13 protein-coding genes are annotated in these 23320 nt (G+C 72.4%); 8 read left to right on the forward strand and 5 right to left on the reverse strand.

The window, feature by feature from the left end:
• Positions 1-17: 17 nt before the first annotated feature.
• A complete protein-coding gene (locus ACFY32_RS28050; protein WP_390675616.1) occupies positions 18-1520 on the forward strand; it encodes a SulP family inorganic anion transporter in 1503 nt (500 codons plus the stop codon).
• Between the two features lie 9 nt (positions 1521-1529).
• On the opposite strand, the gene ACFY32_RS28055 is transcribed toward ACFY32_RS28050, so the two are convergent.
• The gene (locus ACFY32_RS28055; protein WP_359200785.1) at positions 1530-2129 is read right to left on the reverse strand and encodes a TetR/AcrR family transcriptional regulator; all 600 of its coding nucleotides are present in this window, start codon (positions 2127-2129) and stop codon (positions 1530-1532) included.
• 197 nt (positions 2130-2326) lie between these two features.
• Between ACFY32_RS28055 and ACFY32_RS28060 the strand changes: the two genes are divergently transcribed.
• The 7 genes from ACFY32_RS28060 to ACFY32_RS28090 all read left to right on the forward strand — a co-directional run bounded on the left by ACFY32_RS28060 (position 2327) and on the right by ACFY32_RS28090 (position 18510).
• Entirely contained in the window at positions 2327-2797 is a 471-nt protein-coding gene (locus tag ACFY32_RS28060) for a MarR family transcriptional regulator (RefSeq protein ID WP_359200787.1), read from the forward strand.
• 151 nt (positions 2798-2948) lie between these two features.
• Positions 2949-4529, forward strand: coding sequence for an MFS transporter (locus ACFY32_RS28065; RefSeq protein ID WP_390675617.1), 1581 nt, complete (start codon positions 2949-2951; stop codon positions 4527-4529).
• A gap of 287 nt (positions 4530-4816) precedes the next feature.
• A complete protein-coding gene (locus ACFY32_RS28070) occupies positions 4817-8506 on the forward strand; it encodes a LamG-like jellyroll fold domain-containing protein (RefSeq protein WP_390675618.1) in 3690 nt (1229 codons plus the stop codon).
• 150 nt (positions 8507-8656) lie between these two features.
• Entirely contained in the window at positions 8657-15235 is a 6579-nt protein-coding gene (locus tag ACFY32_RS28075; protein WP_390675619.1) for an RHS repeat-associated core domain-containing protein, read from the forward strand.
• Entirely contained in the window at positions 15232-15648 is a 417-nt protein-coding gene (locus ACFY32_RS28080) for a hypothetical protein (RefSeq protein ID WP_359200795.1), read from the forward strand. The genes ACFY32_RS28075 and ACFY32_RS28080 overlap by 4 nt, the downstream gene beginning before the upstream one ends.
• Positions 15649-15804: 156 nt before the next feature.
• Entirely contained in the window at positions 15805-17295 is a 1491-nt protein-coding gene (locus tag ACFY32_RS28085; RefSeq protein WP_390675620.1) for a hypothetical protein, read from the forward strand.
• Positions 17296-17319: 24 nt separating this feature from the next.
• The gene (locus tag ACFY32_RS28090; RefSeq protein ID WP_390675621.1) at positions 17320-18510 is read left to right on the forward strand and encodes a 3-hydroxy-3-methylglutaryl-CoA reductase; all 1191 of its coding nucleotides are present in this window, start codon (positions 17320-17322) and stop codon (positions 18508-18510) included.
• Between the two features lie 70 nt (positions 18511-18580).
• On the opposite strand, the gene ACFY32_RS28095 is transcribed toward ACFY32_RS28090, so the two are convergent.
• The 4 genes from ACFY32_RS28095 to ACFY32_RS28110 all read right to left on the reverse strand — a co-directional run bounded on the left by ACFY32_RS28095 (position 18581) and on the right by ACFY32_RS28110 (position 23225).
• Positions 18581-20218, reverse strand: a complete 1638-nt coding sequence (locus ACFY32_RS28095) for an AMP-binding protein (RefSeq protein ID WP_390675622.1) — start codon at positions 20216-20218, stop codon at positions 18581-18583.
• Positions 20215-21126, reverse strand: coding sequence for an enoyl-CoA hydratase/isomerase family protein (locus ACFY32_RS28100; RefSeq protein ID WP_390675623.1), 912 nt, complete (start codon positions 21124-21126; stop codon positions 20215-20217). The genes ACFY32_RS28095 and ACFY32_RS28100 overlap by 4 nt, the downstream gene beginning before the upstream one ends.
• A 142-nt stretch (positions 21127-21268) precedes the next feature.
• On the reverse strand, positions 21269-21820 hold the full coding sequence (locus ACFY32_RS28105; RefSeq protein WP_390675624.1) for a hypothetical protein: 552 nt from the start codon (positions 21818-21820) through the stop codon (positions 21269-21271).
• A complete protein-coding gene (locus ACFY32_RS28110; RefSeq protein ID WP_390675625.1) occupies positions 21810-23225 on the reverse strand; it encodes a glycosyltransferase family 39 protein in 1416 nt (471 codons plus the stop codon). Before ACFY32_RS28110 ends, ACFY32_RS28105 begins: the two co-directional genes overlap by 11 nt.
• Positions 23226-23320: the final 95 nt, after the last annotated feature.

Genomic DNA, 23320 nt, shown 5'->3' on the forward strand with positions numbered 1-23320 from the left:
CGAACGGAAACGGTCGCATGTCCTCACCGCTGTCCCCGGCCCGCACCCCGCGCCTGTCCCGGCCGGACTGGCTCGCCTCCCCGAAGGTCCTGCGGACCGAGGTGCTGGCCGGTCTGGTGGTGGGCCTGGCGCTGATCCCCGAGGCCATCTCCTTCTCGGTGATCGCCGGGGTGGAGCCCCGGATCGGCCTGTTCGCCTCGTTCACCATGGCGGTCGTCATCTCGGTCGTCGGCGGCCGCAAGGCGATGATCTCCGCCGCCACCGGGGCGGTGGCCCTGGTGATCGCCCCGCTCAACCGCGAGCACGGGCTGGGGTACCTGGTCGCCGCCGTCATCCTGGCCGGCGTCTTCCAGATCGTCCTGGGCGCGCTGGGCGTGGCCCGGCTGATGCGGTTCGTGCCGCGTTCGGTGATGGTCGGGTTCGTCAACGCCCTCGCGATCATGATCTTCATGGCGCAGGTGCCGCAGATGCGGGACGTGCCCTGGGCGGTCTATCCGCTGGTCGCCGCCGGCTTGGCCCTGCTGGTGTTCTTCCCCCGGGTCACCCGGGTGGTCCCGGCTCCGCTGGTCTCCATCGTCGTCCTGACGGTGGTCACGGTCGCCGCCGGCATCGCGGTGCCGACCGTCGGCGACCAGGGCGAGCTGCCGTCCGCCCTGCCGGTGCCGGGCCTGCCGGACGTGCCGTTCACCCTGGACACCCTGACCACCGTCGCGCCCTACGCGCTCGCGATGGCGCTGGTCGGGCTGATGGAGTCGCTGATGACCGCGAAGCTGGTGGACGACATCACCGACACCCGCTCCGACAAGACCCGCGAGTCCATCGGCCAGGGCGTCGCCAACCTCGTCACCGGCTTCTTCGGCGGCATGGGCGGCTGCGCCATGATCGGCCAGACGATGATCAACGTGAAGGTGTCCGGGGCCCGCACCCGGCTGTCCACCTTCCTCGCCGGGGTCTTCCTGATGGTGCTGTGCGTCGTCTTCGGCCCCGTCGTCTCCGACATCCCGATGGCCGCGCTGGTCGCCGTGATGGTCATGGTGTCGGTGGGCACCTTCGACTGGCACTCGGTACGGCCCCGGACCCTGCGCCGGATGCCGCCGGGCGAGACGGCCGTCATGATCCTCACGGTGATCGTCGTGGTGGCCACCAGCAATCTCGCCATCGGCGTGGTGACCGGGTCGGTCGCCGCGATGATGATCTTCGCCCGGCGGGTCGCCCACCGGATCGACGTCTCGGCCGTCGCCGGCCCGGACGGCGGGCGGGTCGTGTACGCGGTCACCGGCGAGCTGTTCTTCGCCTCGGCCGACGGTCTCGTCCAGCGGTTCGACTACCGGGACGACCCCGACGACGTGGTCATCGACCTCTCCGGCACCCGGATCTGGGACGCCTCGTCCGTCGCCGCGCTGGACACCGTCGGGGCCAAGTACGCCGAACGCGGCAAGAAGGTGACCCTCGTCGGGTTCGACGCGCCCAGCGCCGCCCTGCACGGCAGGCTCGCCGGACAGCTCACCGGCGGCCACTGACCCCTCGGGTCAGGACGGCCGCGGCGCTCGCCGGAGTCCGCGCAGGAGGAGGGCGATCAGCGGGCGGGGGTCGTAGCGGGGGTCGCTGTCCCGGCCGACACAGAGGTTCCCGACGCCGCGCATCAGGTGGTACGGGTCGGTGCCGGGCTCGATCTCACCGGCCTCGGCCGCGGCGTCGAGCAGTCGCTCGGCGACCGGCAGCAGCCGGTCCACGAAGTAGGTGTGCAGGGTCTCGAAGCCCTCCGCGTCCGGCATCAGCGCGTTGGCCAGGCCGTGCTTGGTGACCAGGAAGTCGACGAAGAGGTCGATCCACTCCCGCAGCGCGGCGTACGGCGAGCCGGTCCGGGCGAGCAGCTCGGGCCCGGCCTGGGCGCACGCCTCCACCTGGTGCCGGTAGACGGCGACGACGAGGTCCGCCCGGGTGGGGAAGTGGCGGTAGATGGTGCCCATGCCGACGCCCGCCCGCGCCGCGATCTCACGGATCGGCGCGTCGACCCCCGAGACGGCGAACACCTCGGCGGCGGCGGTCAGCAGTTTGCGCTGGTTGCGCTGTGCGTCGGCCCGCTTGCCCCGGGCCGGCGGCCGGCCGGCCTCGTCCGCGGTGGCCACCGCGCTCTCCCTCCGGTCGGATCGCCCCGTAACGGGAGCGATGTTCCGCTTCAGCTTAGCCCAGCCCAGTTCGGCGGAGCGCCTGCCCGGCCCAGCGCCAGCCCGGCCCGGCGCCCGCCCGGCCCGGTCCGGCGCCCGCCCGGCCGGGCAAGTACCTGACTTGACATAGGTATAGGTCCATACATACATTGCCGGGTATGCCCGAGAACACCGCGTCCGCGCAGGACATCGACCACGTGGCCGCGCGCCTCGGGTCGTCCCTGCCGTCGCTCGCTCGGGCCCTGGACCGGCAGGTGTCGCGGCACTACGCGCACCCCAAGCCGCCCGAGGCGCAGTTGGCCCTGCTGCGGCACGTCGAGGAACACGACGGCGTCACCGTCCGCGCCGCCGCCGAGGCCCTGCTGATGAAGCCGAACAACGTCAGCGCGCTGGTCACCCAGTTGACCGAGCAGGGTCTCCTCCAGCGCCGCCAGGACCCGTCCGACAAGCGGGTCGCGCACCTGCATCTGACGGCGACCTCCCGGCAGGCGCTCACCGAGGTCGAGGACCTGATGAGCGCCCACCTCAGCCGGGCGCTGCGCGCACTGACCGACGGTGAGCTGGACGCCCTCGGCTCCGCCCTGGGCGCGCTCGACTCACTCGACCGGCACCTGCGCCCCCGCCACTGATCCCGCGCCACCGGTCCCTGCCCGGACCGGTGCGTGCCGTGGCGGGCCGGCGCGTTCCCGCGCTTCGGCCACCGGTTCCCCATGCCCCGCGGGCGGGCCCCCGCGTTCCGTCCGCGTTTCGTTCCAGACCCCGTGAAGGACAGGCACAGTCATGCCCTCCGCTCCCGCCAACCCCTCCGCCCCGCCGCAGCACGCCCCGCCCCCGGACCGGGCGGCCGGCCGGCGCGGCAACCCGTGGCTCACCTTGATCGCCGTCGCCTTCGGCCTGTTCATGGTCGGCCTCGACGGCTCGGTCGTCTCCATCGCCAACCCCGAGATCGGCCGCGACCTGAACGCGTCCACCGCCGACCTCCAGTGGGTCACCAACGCCTATCTGCTGGCCCTCGCCGCCGCCCTGATCCTCGGCGGCAAGCTCGGCGACCGCTTCGGCCGCCGCACCTTCTACCTGATCGGCGTGGCCGGCTTCACCCTCGCCTCCGTCGCCATCGGCCTCTCCGGGTCCATCGAGGGCGTCATCGCCTTCCGCGCCGTGCAGGGCTTCTTCGGCGCGCTGCTGATGCCCAACACCCTCGGCATGCTGCGGGCCGTCTTCCCGCCGAAGAAGTTCGGCATGGCGGTCGGCATCTGGGCCATGGTCTCCTCGGTCTCCACCGCCCTCGGCCCCATCGTCGGCGGACTGCTCGTCCAGCACGTCGACTGGGAGTCCGTCTTCTACATCAACGCCCCCATCGGCGTCATCGCCATCCTCTTCAGCGTCCTCGTGCTGCCGCAGAGCAAGAACGACACCGCCAAGGACGAGAAGTTCGACATCCCCGGCGTCGTCCTGCTCGCCCTCGGTCTGCTCGCCGTCGTCTTCGGCGTGGTCAAGGGCGAGACCTGGGGCTGGACCTCCGGCGGCACCCTGGGCGCCATCGGGGCCGGTGTGGTGGTCCTGCTCGTCTTCGGCTACTACGAGACCCGCGTCGCCGCCCCGCTGCTGCCGATGCGCCTGTTCCGCAACCCGGCGCTGACCATCGGCACGGTCATCACCGCGCTGAACTTCTTCGTGCTGCTCGGCGTGATCTTCTTCGTCATGCTCTACCTGCAGAACGTCCGCGGCTTCACCCCCGTCGAGGCCGGTGTGCGCACCCTGCCGCTCAGCCTCGCCTCGGTCGTCGCCTCCCCGCTGGGCGCGGCGCTCACCGACCGGTTCGGGCCGCGGCTGACCATGCCGCTCGGCATGGCCCTCCAGGCCGTCGCCTGCTTCACCATGCTCACCTGGAGCGCCGACTCCTCGTACGCCACGATGTGGCCGCCGTTCATCGCGCTCGGCCTCGGCGTCGGCATGGTGATGTCGTCCTCCTCCGACGCCATCGTCGGCAACGCCCCGGTCAGGGACGGCGGTGTCGCGGGCGGCCTGCAGGCGACCGCCCTGCAGATCGGCGGCGCGCTCGGCACCTCCGTGCTGGTGTCGCTGATCAGCAGCCGCGTCGGCTCCACCCTCACCGGTGAGCTGAGCTCCGCCGGGGTGCCGGAGCGGGCGGCCACGGGGCTGGAAGAGGCGAAGGACGCGGTGGCGATGGGTGTCGCGCCGGTCTCCGACGGCATGCCCGCCCAGCTCAGGGCGGCCGTCGTCGACGGCAGCCACCAGGCGTTCATGAACGGCGTGCACACCTCCGTCCTGGTCGCCGGCGTGCTCTGCCTCCTCGGCGCGGCGGTGGCCGCGGCGGGCGTACGCCGCAGGGCCGCCTGACCCTTTCCCCGCAGCGGCCCGCCGGCTCCCCGCCGGCGGGCCGCCGGCGTTTTCGGGCGCCGTCGCACGCTGGAGGGCCCCGGGTGTTCACCCGGTGACCACCCAGCGTTTACGCAGGTCAGAGGCCGTTTACCGGCCTCAAGTCTGTGCTTGTCATGTGCAGAAAGTTGATGTTCCATGTGACGGCGATCAAGGGCTGGGGTGCCACGAGGTGGCATGCGACGAAGGGATGGGGCCCGGTGCGGAGGCGTTCCCGAAGACGCGGTGGACCGCGTCGTGGACTACTGGTGCTGACCACTGCCGCGCTGCTGCTGGGCCCCCTGCCCGCGGCAACCCCGGCGACCGCCGCGGCGGACTCCGCCCCCGCCGCCGGCCCCGCGCCGGACGAGGCGGCGCGGGCGCTGGCGCGGGCCGGTGAGACGGGCGAGCGCGTCGAGGTGGTGGGCGAGCGGTCCGAGGACACGACCGTGTACGCCAACCCGGACGGCGAGACGTTCACGCTGGAGCAGTCGGCGGTGCCGGTGCGGGTGGCGACGGCCGACGGCGGGTGGCGGACACCGGACGCGACCCTGGTGCGCCGGGCGGACGGCACGGTGGCCCCGAGGGCCGCCGCGGTGGACATGGAGTTCTCCGGCGGCGGCGCCGGCCGGCCGCTGGCCCGCATCGAGGAAGGCGGCCGGTCCCTGGCCCTGGGCTGGCCCGGCGCCCTGCCGGAGCCCGAGCTGGACGGGACCAGGGCGGTGTACCGCGAGGTCCTGAAGGACGTCGACCTGCTGGTGACGGCCTCCACCGAGGGTTTCCGGCACGTCCTGGTCGTCAAGACCCCGGGGGCCGCCGCACAGCCCGCGCTGAAGCGCGTCGAGTACTCGCTGCGCGCCTCCGGGCTGAGCGTCGTCGAGAACAACAGCGGCGGCTACAACGCCGTGGACGCCGACGGCAACCGGGTGTTCCGCGCCCCCCGCGCCCAGATGTGGGACTCCGCGGGCGCCGCCGCCGCACCGACGCCCACGGCGCTGAAGTCGGCGTACCGGACCGCCGACACCCCGCCCGCCCCCGGCGAGGGCGGCGACGGCGCGCAGCCCGGCGCCGAGCCGATGGCCGGCGACACGGTGAAGCCGATGGACGTACAAGTCGACGCGGACTCGCTCACCGTCACCCCCGACCCGGCCCTGCTGGCCGACACCGAGGCCGCGCACTACCCGCTCTACATCGACCCCACGGTGAGCTGGGGCGAGGCCGAGCGCACGCTGCTGCGGTCGGACGGCTACGCGTCCTACGGATGGGGCAACGGCGAGGACGACCTGGGCAAGGGCGTCGGCAAGTGCGGCACCTGGGGCGGCTACTACTGCGGCCCCGGCTACACCCAGCGCCTGTACTTCGAGTTCTCCCCGGCGAACCTCAAGGGCAAGCGGGTGCTGGACGCCACCTTCCGGGTGACCGAGCCGTGGGCGTTCCAGTGCGACCCCAGGTGGGTGCAGCTCTACCGCACCAACAACATCTCCTCGTCCACCACCTGGGCCTCCCGGCCCACCCCGCTGGACCTGCTGGGGGACCGGAACGTGTCCGCCGGCCGCGGCTCGTCCTGCGACCCCGACACCCCGGCGGCTCCCATCGAGTTCAACGACGACCCGAAGGAGAGCTACGAGAACCTCACCCCGACGGTCAGGAGCTTCGCCGACGGCAAGTTCTCCCGGCTGACGCTGATGCTCAAGGCCAAGGACGAGACGGACGCCTCGGCCTGGAAGCGGTTCCGCAACGACGCGGTGCTCGCCGTCACCTACGTGGGGCTGCCGGACGTGCCCACCAGCCCGACGGCGGCGTCCTCCTGCGAGACCGACGCCTCGGACCCGGCGTGGATCTCCGACCCCACCCCGAGGTTCAGCGCCCGGGTGCAGGCCGCCTCCGGCGGCGAGGGCGGAGCCAGCCTGCGCGCCCACTTCTACGTGCAGCGCAGAACCTCCGACGGCTGGACGGCGGTGGCGACCGAACCCGTCCGCCCCTCCAGCGGCTACGTCGGCGACAACGCCACGGTGAGCGTGGACTCCCCGGTCACCCTCGCCCAGAACACCGCGTACCGCATGGCCGTGTTCACCCGCTCCTACTACGACGACGGCGCCGCCCAGATCGAGAGCCACAGCACGGTGACCACCAAGGGCTGGTGCTACTTCACGGTCGACTCCACCCGTCCGAAGGCACCGGCGGTCACCACCGCGGCCGGGGCGCTGTACGCGGTCTGCCCCGAGGACGGGGACGGCTGCGGCGCGGCGACCGGCGGGCCGGGTGTCCCGGGCCAGTTCACATTCACCAAGAACTCCGCCGACGCCAATGTCGTCGCCTTCGAGTACAAGCTCGCCACCGACAGATCCTGGACGAAGGTCTCCGCGACCGGCACCCTCACCCGCTCGGTCAAACCGGCCCTCTCCGGCGTCCAGGTCCTCTACGTCCGCGCCGTGGACAGCGTCGGCAGCGGGCAGTCGGGTGAGACCACCGCGGTCCGCTTCAACGTCGCCGAGGGCGAGGGCCCCGCCGGGCTCTGGCACTTCGACGACTCCGCCCCCGGCTCCGGGGCGACCGCGGCGGCCGACACCGGCACGGCACCGGGCAGCCGGCACCCCCTCGCCCTGCGCACCTCCGGGGCGGGCTGGTCCTCGTTCTCCCGCACCGGCGGCAACGGCCGCTCCCTGTGGCTGAACGACACCGCCAACGCCGCCCAGCAGACCGGATACGCCGACTCCGCCGGGCCGGTGGTCAACTCCCGGTCCTCCTTCACGGTGTCGGCCTGGGCCTACCCGACGGACGACACGGCCTTCCGCACGGTGCTGTCCCAGACCGGCAGCGACAACAAGGGCTTCTCGCTGTACTACTCGCCGGGCATCGGCCGCTGGGTGTTCCTGACGCACTGGTGGGAGAACGGCACCCGCAAGTACATCGGCGCCAACGCCGACGCCACCCCCGGCATCACCCTGAAGACCTGGACCCACCTGGCCGGCGTCTACGACGGCGACGCCCACACCCTGAGCCTCTTCGTCAACGGCAGACGGCAGGGCGACCCGGTACCGGTCCCCGAGGCCGCCCGGCCCACCGTGGTGGACGGCAGCTTCCAGATCGGCCGCGCCGGCGGCTACAACGGCACGTACATGAACTACTGGAAGGGCCGCGTCGACGAGGTCGCCGCCTACCAGAGCGCGCTGCCGGACGCCGAGGTCGCCAAGGTGGCCAAGCTGCTCACCCCGGACGAGAGCGCCCGTGCCGTGGAACTCGTGGCCTCCTGGCAGCCGCAGGGCAGCACCGGCACCGCCGACCTCGCCGACACGGTCAGCGGCTACGGCCGGGCCCTGCGGATGACCGGCGGCGCCGCGGTCACCGACGACGCGATCGTGCTGGACGGCACCGACGACGCGGTCACCGCGCCGGGCCCGGTCGTCGACGACCGCGAGTCCTTCACGGTCACCACCGAGGTCGAGCTGGACCAGAGGGTCCTCGACGGCAAGGCGGACGGCTACACCGCCCAGGTCCTCGGCCAGCGCACCGCGGACGGTTCGGCCTGGGGCCTGTGGTACCAGCGCACCGGCGTCGAGGAGTACGTCGACGAGGAGACCGGTGACCTGCTGACCCGGCCCGTCGGGTTCTGGCGGTTCGGCCGGCTCGACACCGACGGCTCGTTCACCGCCGTCGACTCCGAGGAGGCCGCCTCCGGCGGCGCGGTCCGCCTGACCGGGGTGTACGACGCCCAGGAGGGCACGATCCGGCTCTACCTCGCCGGCACCCGCAACGGGGTGGACACCGCGTACACCGCGGTGATCGGCTCCGGCGAACTGGCCGCCGGCAAGGGCTTCGTGAACAAGACCTGGAGCCACTACCTGCCCGGCCGGATCACCGACATCAGGGTCTGGGCCGGTGCCGCCGCCGACGGCGACCAGGTCGGGGACCTGGTCGGCGTCGCCCAGGGCGACGAGAACGACGACGTGTCCGGCTGACCCGGCACCGCGGCCGGCGCCCCGTGGCGCCGGCCGCACCCTCCCCGTACCGCTGTTCCCCGACACGCACCGCGCGGCGCCCGCACCCGGCCGCTCTCTTCCTCAGCCGATCCGTGACCCTGATGGGGGTTGTTGGTGTTCGCACGACGTATGTCCCGAGGCGGCCGCCGGCCCGTCCGCGCCGCCCACGGGCTGTTCCTGGCGGTGGCGGTGGCGGTGACCGGGCTCGGTCCCACCCCGGTGGCGCAGGCCGCCGAAGCCTCGGACGGCCTGAAGCCCCTGTGGCAGCGGGAGATCACCGACACCGAGGCGGTGACCGGGCTCGGCGCCCGGTCCGAACGCGAGCGGGCCGCGTCCGCCCGCGCCCGCAACGCCGCCCAGGCCGAGCGGGCCCGGTCCCAGCAGCGGGCCGTCTGGCCGCGCGCCGCCGCCGGCCGGGTGCCGGTGGCCGCCGCCGACCGGGCCGCCCCGACCCCGGTCGGCGCCCTGCCCGTCGCCGTCGCCGCACCCGAGGCCGCCGAGTCGCCCGCCGAGGGCACCGCACGGGTGCGGGTCCTCGGCCACCGGGCCGCGGCCGACGCCGGTGTCCGCGGCGTGCTGCTCACCGCCGAGGCCACCGGGGCCGGCGCCGCCGAGATCAGCGTGGACTACGGCGCGTTCGCCTCCGCGTACGGCGGCAACTGGTCGGGACGGCTCGGCCTGGTGAAGCTGCCGGGGTGCGCGCTGAGCACGCCCGAGAAGCCCGGGTGCCGCACCACCACCGAGGTGCCCTCGGCCAACGACATCACCCGGCGGACCGTCACCGGCACGGTCGCCCTGCCGGCCGGCGCGCCCACCGTGCTGGCCCTCGCCGCCACCACCTCGGGCGAGTCCGCCGCCGGCACCGGCACCTACGCGGCCACCCAATTGTCGCCCTCGGCCACCTGGGAGGCGGGGGGCTCCTCCGGCGCCTTCACCTGGTCCTACCCGATGGAGGTCCCCCCGGCGCCGGGCCCCTCTCCCGACCTGTCCCTGGCCTACGACTCCGGGTCGGTGGACGGCCGGACGGCGTCGACCAACAACCAGACCACCCCGGTCGGCGAGGGGTTCAACACCTCCGCCCACTCCTACATCGAGCGGACCTACGGCTCCTGCGACGAGGACGGGCAGAAGGACAAGTTCGACCTGTGCTGGAAGTTCGACAACGCCAGCCTGGTCCTCAACGGCAAGTCCTCCGAGCTGGTCAAGGACGACACCACGGGCAAGTGGAGACTGAAGAACGACGACGCCTCCACGGTGACCCTCGCCACCGGTGCCGACAACGGCGACGACAACGGCGAGCACTGGACCGTCACCACCGGCGACGGCACCCGGTACGTCTTCGGCCTGGACAAGCTCCCCGGCGCCGGCTCCGAGCGCACGAACTCGGTGTGGACGGTCCCGGTGTTCGGCGACGACTCCGGCGAGCCCGGCTACAGCCAGGGCGGCGCGTTCGCCGGCCGCGCGCTCACCCAGGCATGGCGGTGGAACCTCGATTACGTCGAGGACCCGCACGACAACGCCATGTCGTACTGGTACACCAAGGAGACCAACTCCTACGCCAAGAACGGCGCGAGCACCGCCACCGCCTCCTACACCCGGGGCGGCTACCTCACGAAGATCCTCTACGGCCAGCGGGCCGACGCCCTGTTCACCGGGGTCACCTCGGGCAAGGTCGACTTCGGGTACGCCGAGCGCTGCACCGCCTCCGACTGCTCCGAACTGACGGACGCCACCGCCCCCAACTGGCCGGACGTGCCCTTCGACTCGATCTGCGCCGCCGGCAAGGACTGCCCCGCCACCGGCCCGTCCTTCTTCACCCGCAAACGGCTCACGAAGATCGACACCTCCGTCTGGTCCGCCGCCACCGGCGCCTTCACGGCCGTCGACACCTGGGAGCTGACCCAGCAGTACCTGGACGGTGGCGACATCGGCGACACCACCGACCAGACCCTCACCCTCAGAAGCGTCGAGCGCACCGGCCGCGACGGCACCGACATCGCCCTCGCCCCGGTCACCTTCACCTACGACATGCGGCCCAACCGCGTCGACGGCGACCGCGACGACGTCCTGCCGCTGACCCGGCCCCGCATCCGCACGGTCACCTCGGAGACCGGCGCCGTCACCGACGTCACCCTCTCCGGGCAGGAGTGCGTCCGGGGCGGTGCCATGCCCGCCGCCGAGGACCGGAACACCACGTCCTGCTACCCGCAGTACTGGCACGTCAACGGCGCCGAGGAAGCCTCCCTCGACTGGTTCCACAAGTACCGCGTCACCGACGTGGTCACCAGCGACCCCACCGGCCACGGCGCCACCATGGAGAGCCACTACGCCTACGACGGCCCGGCCTGGCACTACAACGACTCGCCCTTCACCCCCGCCGACGAACGCACCTGGTCGGTCTGGCGCGGCTACCGCACCGTCACCGTCACCCAGGGCTCCGGCGCCAACCTGTCGAAGAAGACCGCCGTCTACCTCCAGGGCATGAACGGCGACCGCCTCCTGGCCGCCGACGGCAAGCCGGACCCCGACGCCCGCCGCACCGCCACCGTGCCCGGCAAGGACCTCACCGGCCTGGACGTGCCCGACCAGACCGACAGCGAGCAGTACGCCGGGTTCCTCCGCCAGGAGATCACCTACAACGGCGCGACCCCCGTATCGGTCAGCGTCAACGACCCCTGGTCCAAGCGCACCGCCACCCAGCACAAGTCCTACGCCGACACCGAGGCGTATCACGTGCGCACCGGCAGGGCCACCGCCCACACCTACCTGACCGCCGCCCAGAAGTGGCGCTCCACCGCCGTCACCACCACCTACGACGACTACGGCATGGCCGTGAAGTCCGACGACACCGGTGACACCGGCAAGTCCGGCGACGAGACCTGCACCCGCACCTGGTACGCCCGCAACGACAGCCTGGGCATCAACTCCCTCACCTCACGCACCCGCACGGTCGGCCGGGCCTGCTCGGTCGCCGAGGCCGACCTGTCCCTGCCCACGACCGCGGCGACCGCCGGCGACGTGGTCACCGACACGGCCACCGTCTTCGACAAGGCCGACGCCACCGCCTGGACGGCGACCCAGACCCCCACCAAGGGCGAGGCCACCTGGAACGGCCGCGCCGCCGGCTACCCGGCCGCGGTCACCGGCGGCGAACGCGCCCCGTCGGCCTGGGCGACCGTCAGCCGCATCACCTACGACGCCCTCGGCCGCCCCCTCACCACCACCGACCCGGCCGGCAACCCGACCACGGTCACCTACACCCCGGCCGACACCGGCCCGCTCACCCGCACCCAGACCAAGGACGCCAAGCTCTACAGCACCTACGCCTACATCGACCCGGCCCGGGGCCTGACCACCAAGACCTTCGACCCCAACAACCGGATCACCGAGACGGCCTACGACGCGCTCGGCCGCACCACATCGGTGTGGCTGCCCAACCGCAACCGCTCCGGCGGGCAGAGCGCCACCTACGTCTTCGGCTACTCCGTCTCCAGCAACGCCCCGTCCTGGACCTCCATGGGCACCCTGCGGGCGGACGGCAGCACCTACTCCACCTCGTACACCATCTACGACTCGCTGCTGCGCACCCTGCAGACCCAGCAGCCCGGCGCCACCGGCGGCCGTATCCTCACCGACACCCGGTACGACAGCCGGGGCCTGGCCTACGAGGCGTACGCGGACATCTTCGACAGCGCCGCGCCCTCGGGGACGTACACCCAGGCCGAGTACGGCGAGGCGCCCAGCCTGACCCGGACCGGGTACGACGCCGCCGGACGCCCGGCCACGACGACGTTCCTGGTCGGCGGCGTGCAGAAGTGGCAGACCACCACCACCTACACCGGTGACTCCACCGCCACCAGCGCCGTGACCGGCGGCTCCGCGAGCCGCACCGTCACCGACGCGCTCGGCCGCACCGTCGAGACCCGCCAGTACGCGAGCACCTCGCCCGCCGACAGCGAGTACGGCGGCGGCGTGGGCGCCGAGTACGCGCGGACCCGGTTCACGTACACGCCCGGCGACAAGCAGAAGACGATCACCGGCCCGGACGGCGCGGTCTGGTCCTACGGCTACGACCTGCACGGCCGCGAGGTCTCCGCCACCGACCCCGACAAGGGCACCACGACCACCGGGTACACGGCACTGGACCAGGAGGCGTGGTCGAAGTCGGCCGGCGGCCAGGCCGTGATCACCGCGTACGACGTGCTCGGCCGGGTCACCGACACCTGGAAGTCGGCCGCCGGCGCCGATCTCACCGACTCCGCCGTGCTCGCCGCGCAGAAGACGGACGCCAACAAGCTCACCCACCTCACCTACGACACGGTGGCCTCGGGCAAGGGCAAGCCCGCCGCCGCCACCCGGTACGTCGGCGGAGCCGGCGGCAAGGCGTACACCCAGGCCGTCACCGAGTACGACAGCCGGTACAACATCACCGGCTCCAAGCTGACCCTGCCCGCCGACGACGCCCTGGTGACCTCCAAGGCCGTGCCCTCCAACGTGCTGGAGTCCACCGCCCACTACAAGACCGACGGCACCCTGGAGCAGACCACCGAGCCCGCGGCCGGCGGCCTCGCGGCGGAGACGATCGAGTACGACTACTCCGCGCAGGGCCTGCCCACCACCCTCACCGCCGGCGGCAAGGGCATCGTCCTGGGCACCACCTACACCGACCTGGGCCAGGTCTCCACCCTGCGCCTCGGCGTCTCGGACGCCACCGGCACCGACAAGGTCGACGTCGCCAACGGCTACGAGGACGGCACCCACCGCCTCCTCCGGACCCAGGTCCACGCCCAGTCCCACGCCTACGACGCGCTGAACCTGCGCTACACCTACGACGACGCCGGCAACGTCACCAAGATCTCCGACAGCACCACCCTCGCGGGCACCGGCAAGGCCGACACCCAGTGCTTCGCGCACGACGGCTACCAGCGCCTGACCGAGGCGTGGACCCCCGCCACCGGCGACTGCGCGGCGAGCGGACGCAGCACCGCCGGCCTCGGCGGCGCGGCCCCCTACTGGACCAGCTACACCTACGACTCGGCCGGGCAGCGCACCACCGAGACCACCCACGGCACCGACGGCTCGACGACCACCACCTCCTACTGCTACAAGGAAGGCACCACCCAGCCCCACACCCTCCTCGCCACCACCACCGGCACCTGCGCCGGCGCGAGCACCGAGTACGCCTACGACGCCGACGGCAACACCACCGCGCGCCCCGACGGCGGCACCAGGCAGAAGCTCGACTGGGACAGCGAAGGCAGACTCACCCGGCTCACCGAGGACCCCGCCGGCGCCGCCCGCGCCACCGACTACCTCTACGGAGCCGACGGCAACCTGCTGATCCGCCGCGACACCTCCAGCGGCGGCGAGACCGTCCTCCACCTCGGCGCCACCGAGGTGCACGTCAAGGGCGGCAAGACCTGGGCCGACCGCTACTACACGCACGGGGACACCACCGTCGCCCTGCGCAGCAACCAGTCCGGCACCGAGAAGATCACCTACCTGGCGGGCGACCAGCACGACACCGCCACGGTGGCCATCACCTCCGACACCCAGGCGCTGACCAAGCGCTACCTCACCCCCTTCGGCACCGAACGGGGCAGCGGCACCGCGAACTGGCCCGACGACAAGGGATTCCTCGGCAGGTCCGCCGACGCCGCCACCGGGCTCACCCACCTCGGCGCCCGCGAGTACGACCCCTCCATCGGCCAGTTCATCAGCGTCGACCCGCTTCTGCAGACCGACATCCCGCAGACCCTCAACGGCTACAGCTACGCCTCGCAGAACCCGGTCACCCAGGCGGACGCCAGCGGCCTGGGCCTGGCCTGCGGCCCGCAGTTCGGCGTCGCCTGCCCGACCCGCCCCGACGGCACCCCCGGCAACGGCCGCCCCGGCGAGGCCGTCAAGCCCGTCTACGCCTGCCCGAGCCTGATCAACCCGCAGTGCCCGGAGTACACCGGCGGCACCGCGAGCGGCGGTGGCGGCGGTGGCGGCCACAGCGGCGGCGGGACCGGCTCCTCGGGCGGCGGGGGCGGCAACTCCTCGCAGAAGAAGGCCGTCCACATCGACGACGGCTGCAAGGACTGGGGCATCCTGTCCAAGGTCTGCCGCGGGGTCGGCGAGGTCTTCTACGGCGCCATCAGCAACGTCCCGCACGCCGTCGAGTACGCCGGCTGGATCTGGGACGACGACTGCTGGAGCGGCGGTCCCGGGACCGAGGGCTGCGACTACGGCAACCAGTTCGACATCTGGGTCGCCAAGCACGGGTACGACGTCTACAGCGACGAATACCAGGTGCCCTCGGCCATGGCGGCCATCTTCGGGCACAACGAGCTGCGCAAGGGCATGAGTTCCCCGGCCCGCCGGCCGAACTTCAACTCCGTCCAGTCGGCGAACCGGCACTACTCCAAGCACGTCCTGGGCGTGCAGGCGGGCAACAAGGGCAAGCTGAAGGCCGTCGACGGCGGCGGCAACATGCCGGAGTTCAAGGGACCCAACGGCCGGACGCGCTACCGTGAGGCCGCCCAGCAGTTCATGTCCGGGGCCGGACCGAAGGGGTCCATCTCCCTGCCGCACCCGAGCGGCGGAATGTTCCGGGTCGACCCGAAGACCGGATACTTCGGCTACATGAACTCCTCGGGCACCATCTCCACCTTCTTCCGGCCCAAGGGCGACCCGGTCGAGTACTTCTGGAGCCAGTTCAAGTGACCCTCGCCGACCCCGATTTCACCGAGCGGTTCCAGCGGATCGCCCGCGCCGCGGGCTGGGCCTTGCCGCCCCGCCCGGCGCAGGCCCTCGGCATGTGGGAGGAGTTCGTCGAGGAGTGCGAGCACGGGTACCCGCTCGACTTCTCCGAGTACCTGAACGACCTCTCCGTCCGCAACCTGCTGCACAAGGTCCTCGGCGACCCCGAGGCACGGCACGGCACCACGTACGAGCCCTTCGCCCGGCGGGTCGGGCTCATCGACGACCGGTTCCGGGAGGTGATCCGCGAGGGGCCGCTGGTCCGGCCCGGGAGCGACCACTGGTGGGAACGGAGGGTCCCGGCGGGCGGGGGCCCGGAGTTCGTGGAGGACGTCGGCGAACGGTACTCGGTGCGGCTGCGGACCCTGGAGGAGTGAACCACCGGAGCGACCGGTTCCCGCCGTGCAACGCGTTCACGCAGTGCCGTCCCCCGACAGGTTCCGAATCGGCGCGGCAGGCCAGGAGTGAAGGAGTACCGCGCACGATCCGCACCGCACCGACGGTGCGGGAGCCGTTCGGAAGGAGTGGTGGACATGTCGCGATCCGGCCAGTGCCCGGTGGACCCTGCCGTGGGCATCAGCTCGATGAGTTGCTACGTGCCGAGGCAGCGCGTCCGGTTACAGCAGTGGTGCGACTGGACGGACACGAAGTGGGACAAGGTCAGGTCCGTCACAGGACACAGCTTCCGCATGTGCGGCCCCCATGAGGACGTCTACACGATGGCCGCGAACGCCGTGCTGCGCCTGGTGCTCCGCGAGGACGTCGATGTGCGTCGCATCGGCTACATCGCCCTGGGCACCGAATCCAGCAGCGACAACGCCGTCGGCACGGTCACGGTCGCGGGCATGGTCGACCGGGAACTGAGGCGCCGCGGCCTGCCGGGACTGACCCGTGACCTGGAAGTACCCGAGTACAAACACGCCTGCCTCGGCGGTATGTACGCACTGGTCGGAGCCGCCCGCTTCGGGCGCTGCGATCCGCGGGGCCGCACCGCCGTCGTCGTGGCCGCCGACATCGCCGAGTACGAGCGGGGCAGTTCCGGAGAGCAGACCCAGGGCGCCGGTGCCGTCGCCATGCTGGTCCAGCGCTCTCCGTCGCTCCTCGCGCTCGACCTGGACGACGTCACGAGTGCGTCGGCCTGCCGCGGCCCCGACTTCCGCAAGCCCGCGGGGCGCTACCGCGAGGACGACTACGCCCCGGACGCCCGGCGCGTCGCCGACTTCCCCGTCTTCAGCGGGCGGTACTCCACCGTCGCCTACCTCGACGAGGTCAGTCACTGTGTCGAGGCACTGTGGCGACGGCAGCGGCGCGATCCGCTGCGGGCTCTGCGGGAGGTGCGGGCGGTCTTCATGCACCGGCCCTACCGGCGGATGCCGTTGCAGGCGCTGTCGTTCCTCCACGTCCGGGCGTTGGCGGCGTCCCCCGAGGGACGTGCGGAACTGGTGCGGCTGAGCGAGTCGGCCGGAGTCGACTCCGACGCCGTGCTGGACGAAGTCGGCGGGGAGCCGGACCTGTTCGCCGAGGTGCTCGACGGGGGCCGGCCTGATCCCTACCCCGCGTCGACCGCCGTCAGCGCCTGCCTGCGCAAGCAGCCCGCCTTCCAGGAGTCGGCACGGCAGAAGCTGGACCGGGGAGCCTCCCTGCTGGACCAAGTGGGCAACCTCTACGCCGCGTCGTTGCCCGCAGGGCTCGCCGCGGGGCTCGAAGAGGCGGCGGCGAACGAAGAGGAACTCGTCGGCGCGTCGATGCTGGCAGTGGGCTACGGGAGTGGGGACGCGGCGCTCGCGGTGCCGGTACACGCGGTGCCCGGCTGGCAGGCGGCCGCCCACCGGATCGGCTTCGCGGACGCGTTGCGGGACCCGGTGGACCTCGAGCGCGCGTCCTACGAGGCGCTGCACGACCGGAGGGAAGTTCCCGGCCGACACCTGCGGCCGACGGGCGAGTTCGTGATCGAACGCACCGGCACAAAGTACGGCGGCAGCTTCCAGGACCTCGCCGTCCCGTACTACGCCTACCAGCCCTGAGAGGAAAGTGAAATGAAATCACAAGTGCCATCAGCCTCCGCCCGCGCAGAGGCCGCGGACGCGGCGGCGCGGCGGCGACGGGAAGATCTGGAGAACACCCGCGGTACGCGGCTGACCGCCATCGGCCGGCACACGATGACCCTGGAGCGGGCCCGCTGCGAGAATCTCATCGGCACCGTCCAGGTGCCCGTGGGAGTGGTGGGACCCCTGCCGCTGCACGGGCAGTACGTCCGGGACGAGGAGGTGTTCGTCCCGCTCGCCACGACGGAGGGAGCCCTCGTCGCCAGCGTCGCCAGGGGCTGCCGCGCCCTGCGGGAGAGCGGAGGGGCCACGGTGGCGGCCGAGGACATCGGCATCACCCGGGCACCGGTCCTGGTGACGTCCGGTATCGAACAGAGCCGCCGGGTCATCTCATGGGTCGAGGACCACGAGAGCGACCTGCGGAGCGCCGCGCGCAAGGTCAGCGACCGGCTGGACCTCGTCGAAGTACGGTCGCAGCCCGTGGGACGCTCGGTGTACCTGCGGTTCCGTTTCACCACGGGTGACGCCATGGGAATGAACCTGGCGACGGTGGCCAGCGAGCAGTTGGTGCACAAACTGATCGAGCCGGCCACCGGGGCGCGCTGCGTGGCGCTGTCCGGCAACTACTGCACGGACAAGAAGCCCTCGGCGGTCAACCTGCTCGAAGGACGCGGGAAGCGCGTCTTCGCCGAGGTGGAGCTGGGAGAGACGGCGCTGAGCGAGGTACTCAAGACCGACGCCGATCAGCTCTGCGAGGTCCAGTACCGCAAGAATCTCCTCGGCTCGGCGATGGCGGGAGCACAAGGCGGGTTCAACGCGCACTACGCCAACATGACCGCCGCGTTCTTCCTGGCGACCGGGCAGGACGTGGCACAGGTCGCGGAGGCGTGCCAGGGCGTCACCTGCCTGGAGCACCGCGGCAGCGGCGTCTACGCCTCGGTGTACCTGCCCGATGTCCCGCTGGCGACCGCGGGCGGCGGCACCGTGCTGGACACCCAGCGCGAAGCACTGACGCTCCTCGGCATCGTTCCGGACGCGGCGCCGCCCGCGGGAGAGGGGGCGCTGCGGCTGGCGGAGATCCTGGCCGGCGTCGTCCTGGCCGGCGAGCTGTCGCTGCTGGCCGCGCTCGCGTCCGGAGCGCTGGCCGCCGCGCATGAGCGGCTCGGACGTCCAGTGCTGCCGACCCGCCGCTGACGAGGCGGGGGCGGGGACCGCCGGGGGCCACCGGCGCCGCGCGGCGCCCGGCAGCCGGTCCGGCACCGGCCTACCCGCCCTGCTCCGGCTGATCAGCCTCTGCCGCCTCCCGCAGCGCTACCTTGCGTATCTTCCCGTTGGCCGTGGTGGGGAACTCCGCGGTGTGCCGGACATAGCGCGGGATCTTGTAGTGGGCGATCCGGCCGGCACAGAACTCGCGCACCGCCGGGGCGTCCAGCGGGCGGCTTCCCGGTCGCTGCCGGATCCAGGCCATCACTTGCTCGCCGTAATTCGCGTCCGGGACGCCGACGACCGCCACTTCCACGACATCGGGGTGCTGGAGGAGACAGTCCTCCACCTCGCGCGGATAGACGTTCTCGCCCCCGCGGATCACCATGTCGCTGATGCGCCCGGTGACGGCGAGACACCCCTGCGGTGTCACCGTGCCGAGGTCACCGGTGTGCAGCCAGCCCTCCTCGTCGATCACCGCGGCGGTCTGCTCCGGCTGTTCCCAGTATCCGCGCATGACCAGATAGCCGCGGACACAGATCTCACCGACGTCCCCGCGCGGCAGGATGCGACCGCTCTCGGTGTCGGTCACCTTCACCTCGACATGCGGCAGCGGCGTTCCGGCCGTGGCGAAGCGCCGGGCCGGCGGCGCGGTACGCGGAGACTGGACCACCGTGGGCGAGGCTTCGGTCAGGCCGTAGGACGTGGTGATCTCCGCGACTCCCATGCGCGTGACCACCTCGTGGAGCAGGGACGGCGGACAGGGCGCGCCCGCCATGAGCCCGGTGCGCAGGGAGGACAGGTCGTACCGGGCGAAGCCGGGGTCGGCCACCTGGGCCAGGAACATGGTGGGGACGCCGTACTGCGAGGTGCAGCGCTCCCTTTCCGTCGCCTCCAACGCGGCCGGGGCCTCGAATCCGGGAGAGGGCAGAACGACGGCCGCGCCCGCGGTCAGGCAGGCGAGCGAGCCCAGCACCATGCCGAAGCAGTGGAACAGCGGCACCGACAGGCACAGCCGGTCGCTCTCGTCATAGCCCAGCGCCGCGCCCACGTCCCGTGCGTTGTTGAGGAGTCCCTGATGGGTCAGCGTCGCTCCCTTGGGCAGTCCGCTCGTGCCCGAGGTGTACTGGATATTGATCGCGTCGGCGGGAGCGCACCTCCGCTCGGCTTCGGCGAGCGGCCCGGCCCCGGCGGTCCGGCCCCGGCGCAGCAGCTCGTGCCACTCGTCGCCGCCGGCCACGACCGTCCACCGCAGCCGGGGACAGCGCGCCGAGACGTCCCGCACCAGGTCGGGATAGACGGAACCCTTGTACTCGGCGGCCGTGACCAGCGCGCTCATGCCGGACTGGCGCACGACATGGGTCATCTCGGAAGCCCGGTAGGCCGGATTGACCGGTACGAGGATCGCGCCCACCAGCGCGGTCGCGTACTGCGTGATGATCCACTCGGCGCTGTTCGGCGACCAGACCCCCACTCGGTCGCCCTTGGCGACGCCGTCCAGAAGCAGGCCCCGGGCCAGTGCTTCGGCCTCGGCCAGCAGATCGTGGTAGGTCCACCTGCGTCCGCTCCAGCATTCGACCACGGCCTCGTGGTCCGGGAACTCCCGGGCGGTGCGTCGCAGGACCTCCCCGATGGTGTGCTGGAGGAGCGGCGGATGCGACGGGCCGCGCACCTGGCTAGGCTCCGGGGCAGCGGTCATGACGGAGCCCCCGGTTTCTCGGTGCTGGGGAAGACCGGCGGGCGGCCCTCCGCGAAGGCGGCCAGGCCCTCGGCCGCGTCCGCGCTGCGGAAGGCCAGTCCGCCGTAGGCCGCCTCGGCCCGGAAAGCCGCCGATGGCGGGAGGTCGCTCAGTCTCGTCACGGCCATCTTGATGACGTGCAGGGAGCGCTGGCTGAGCCTGCTGAGGGCGGTGGCCACCTCTCTGGTCGTCGTGAGCAGCTCAGCGGGCTCGACGACCCTGCTGATGAGCCCGAACGACAGGGCCTGCGCCGCGGTGAGGCGTCGGCCGGTCAGCAGCAGGTCCATGGCGCAGGCGTAGGGGATCTGCCGGATCAGTCTGACCAGTGTTCCGCCAGCGGGCACCAGTCCGACACCGGGTTCCGGCAGCCCGAACACGGCTGTCCGGGCGGCGATCCGGATATCGGTGCCCAGCATGATTTCCAGACCACCGCCGAGGCAGTAGCCGTCCACAGCGGCGATCACCGGCTTGAACACGTCGCTGTTCTTCTGGTGAGCGTCGTCCCAGGCCGAAATGTCGAACTCGCCCCGCGTCAGTCCGGGCGCCGAGTCGATGAGGTCCGCGCCGGCGCAGAACGCCGTCGGCTCGGAACCCCGCACGATCGCCACGCGTATCGCCGGATCACTTCGGACGGCGGCGAAGGCGTCGCCCAGGTCCCGGTACATCTGCGGCGTCATCGCGTTGTGCCGCTCGGGACGGTCCAAGGTGATGTCGGCGATTCCGTCATCCACCGAGAAGACAACGCTCACCACGGCCTCCTGCTCCTGTCGCCCGCCTGACTCACGGGACACCGCCGGAGAACCATTGGAGAGCGGCCCGCGGCGACGGGCAACCGATTCCCTCACGGCATGCGTGAAGGTGTTGAACACCGGCGGGCACAGGGCCGGTCGCCCGTTACCGCGATGACGCGGACTTCTGCGGAGAACGCCCGTCACCGGGCTCGCCATCTGCGGCCGGTGAGGCGGACGGGTAGCCGGGCGGGGCCATGCAGAACACGCGAAGCCCTGGGTGTCACGCCGACCGCGAGAGTCGCTCCCGGGTACCGCTCGAAGAAGCGGCGCAGCACGGTCTGCGCTTCGGCACGGGCTCGGCGAGCGCGCTGACGAGGTCGACCGAGTGCCGGCCGGCGAGAGTCCGCAGACAGGCGTCCACGTCTTCGTCCAGGTGCTCGGTGACCTTCTTCGTCTGTTCACGGGAGAACCAGAGGGCGGTCATGGCGCGCAGCTCGGTGTGCCGTGGCGGGTTCAGGGAGAAGAACGCCTCGTCGAGCGGGTGGACGAAGTCGGCGTCGGCGTGAGCGCCGCTGCGGCCGGACACCATGGTCGGCACCGCCCTGAACTCACCGCTGCGCAGGACGGCGTTGGCCGTCGTCCAGGTGGCGGTGAAGAGCAGGCCGCGTCGGCTGCGGACCAGCGGCCCATGGGCACGGACGGCGGCGTACGACGCGCGGCCGTCCATGCCGGGCCGCAGACGCAGGACGCGGGCGCCGGGGTCGCCGCGCAGGTCGTCCCCCAGGAGGCGCAGCCGGTCGGTGAGCAGCGCCATCGCGCTCTCACTCGGCATCGGCTGCCGCCCGGCGCCGCAGGGTGGCCGTCTTCGCCCGCTCCCGAGGGTCGGCCGACGCGTGCGCGTCCGCCGCGCGGACGGCGACGATCCGGTCGAACTCCAGCATGCGGGCCGCGATCTCCCGGGCGGGGAACTCGACACCCGTGAGGGTGCCGGACGCGACGGGGTCCCGGGCCAGGGCCAGATCCGTCAGGAAACGGGTGTCACCGGGGTCGGCCCCGGTCAGGACCCGGTGCCGGCCGGAGAGGTACAGCAGCCCGTCGCCGGGGCGGCCCGCCTCGCGCACGGCGGCGCCGACGGCGGTGGCGTCGTTGCTCCGGCTCTGCGGCGTCCGCAGCGCGATGCTCGGCGGGACGAGCGCGGCCAGTACGGCGACCACCGCGATCCACGCGGTGCGGGAGGACCGCCGGTGGAAGCGGTCCAGCCAGGCGCCCAGCAGCAGGGCGACCCCGATGTCGGCGCAGAGCACGTACCGGTCGACGAACAGCGGCTTGAACGGCGAGGCGATGAGCAGCAGCAGACCCGGAAGCACCAGGATCGGCAGGGCCAGCGCGGGAAGCCGTACCGGCCCCCTGGTCCCCAGGGCCGTCCGGGCGCACGCCAGGCCCACCACCGCCACCACCAGGAAGTACCGCGGCCGCACCGGCCCGTCGATCCAGGACACCTGCTCCGACTGCCCCGCACTGAGCACCGCCAGCGGCACCAGCGCGGCCACGACGCCCGCGGCGGCCACGCCCCACGCCCTGGCCACCGGCCGTGGCACACGGGAGACGGCCAGCGTGACACCGTGCGCGACCAGGGCGAGGACCGCGAACTCATGGAGCAGGCAGGCCAGCAGCATGAGGGAGCCGTAGACCGCCCACCGCCACCGGCCGCGGTGCCGAACACCGGCCACGAGCACGTAGGTGGCCCAGGCGACCAGGGCACAGACCATGGCGTACGAGCGGCCCTCCTGCGCGTACTTCTGCACCTGCGGCAGGACCGGGAACACCAGCCCGGTCCAGAGCGCGGCCCGGGGACCCGCCAGGCGCAGCGCCAGCAGCCCCACTCCGCCCGCCGCCACGGACATGGCCAGCACGGACGGCAGCCGCAGCGCCGTCAGCCCGTCGCCGAAGAGACCGAACACCCCGTGCATCACGGCGTAGTACAGGGCGTGGACCAGGTCCACGTGCTGGGCGGTGTGCCAGATCTGCGAGAGATCGCGCCGCGCGAGCTGCCGGGTGACCACCTCGTCGCCCCAGAGGGTGTTCTGCCTGCGGACTCCCCAGAGCCCCAGAGCGACGGTCAGCGCCATGGGCGCGCCGACGACGACGGCCGCGGCCGGGCGCGGTGATCGGCGACGGACCGGTACGGGAGGGAGGACCGCGCCGGGCGCGGCGGGGACACGGGTGTCGAGAGTCATCGGCGGCGGGGCCTTTCAGCAGCGGCGGAAACGCCCGGCCAGGGTGCCCGGACCTCGTTGACCGGCTGCTGATCCAACCTGACCGGACGATCAGG

Origin of the sequence: Streptomyces sp. NPDC000134, assembly GCF_042899225.1 — a bacterium.
Taxonomy (GTDB): domain Bacteria; phylum Actinomycetota; class Actinomycetes; order Streptomycetales; family Streptomycetaceae; genus Streptomyces.

What these genes read in the sequence shown, in the direction of transcription:
- ACFY32_RS28065 (WP_390675617.1), top strand. Translation starts at nt 2,949, where the DNA reads ATGCCCTCCGCTCCCGCCAACCCCTCCGCCCCGCCGCAGCACGCCCCG.
- ACFY32_RS28095 (WP_390675622.1), bottom strand. Translation starts at nt 20,218, where the DNA reads ATGACCGCTGCCCCGGAGCCTAGCCAGGTGCGCGGCCCGTCGCATCCG.
- ACFY32_RS28110 (WP_390675625.1), bottom strand. Translation starts at nt 23,225, where the DNA reads ATGACTCTCGACACCCGTGTCCCCGCCGCGCCCGGCGCGGTCCTCCCT.
- ACFY32_RS28050 (WP_390675616.1), top strand. Translation starts at nt 18, where the DNA reads ATGTCCTCACCGCTGTCCCCGGCCCGCACCCCGCGCCTGTCCCGGCCG.
- ACFY32_RS28075 (WP_390675619.1), top strand. Translation starts at nt 8,657, where the DNA reads ATGTCCCGAGGCGGCCGCCGGCCCGTCCGCGCCGCCCACGGGCTGTTC.
- ACFY32_RS28105 (WP_390675624.1), bottom strand. Translation starts at nt 21,820, where the DNA reads ATGCCGAGTGAGAGCGCGATGGCGCTGCTCACCGACCGGCTGCGCCTC.
- ACFY32_RS28085 (WP_390675620.1), top strand. Translation starts at nt 15,805, where the DNA reads ATGTCGCGATCCGGCCAGTGCCCGGTGGACCCTGCCGTGGGCATCAGC.
- ACFY32_RS28060 (WP_359200787.1), top strand. Translation starts at nt 2,327, where the DNA reads ATGCCCGAGAACACCGCGTCCGCGCAGGACATCGACCACGTGGCCGCG.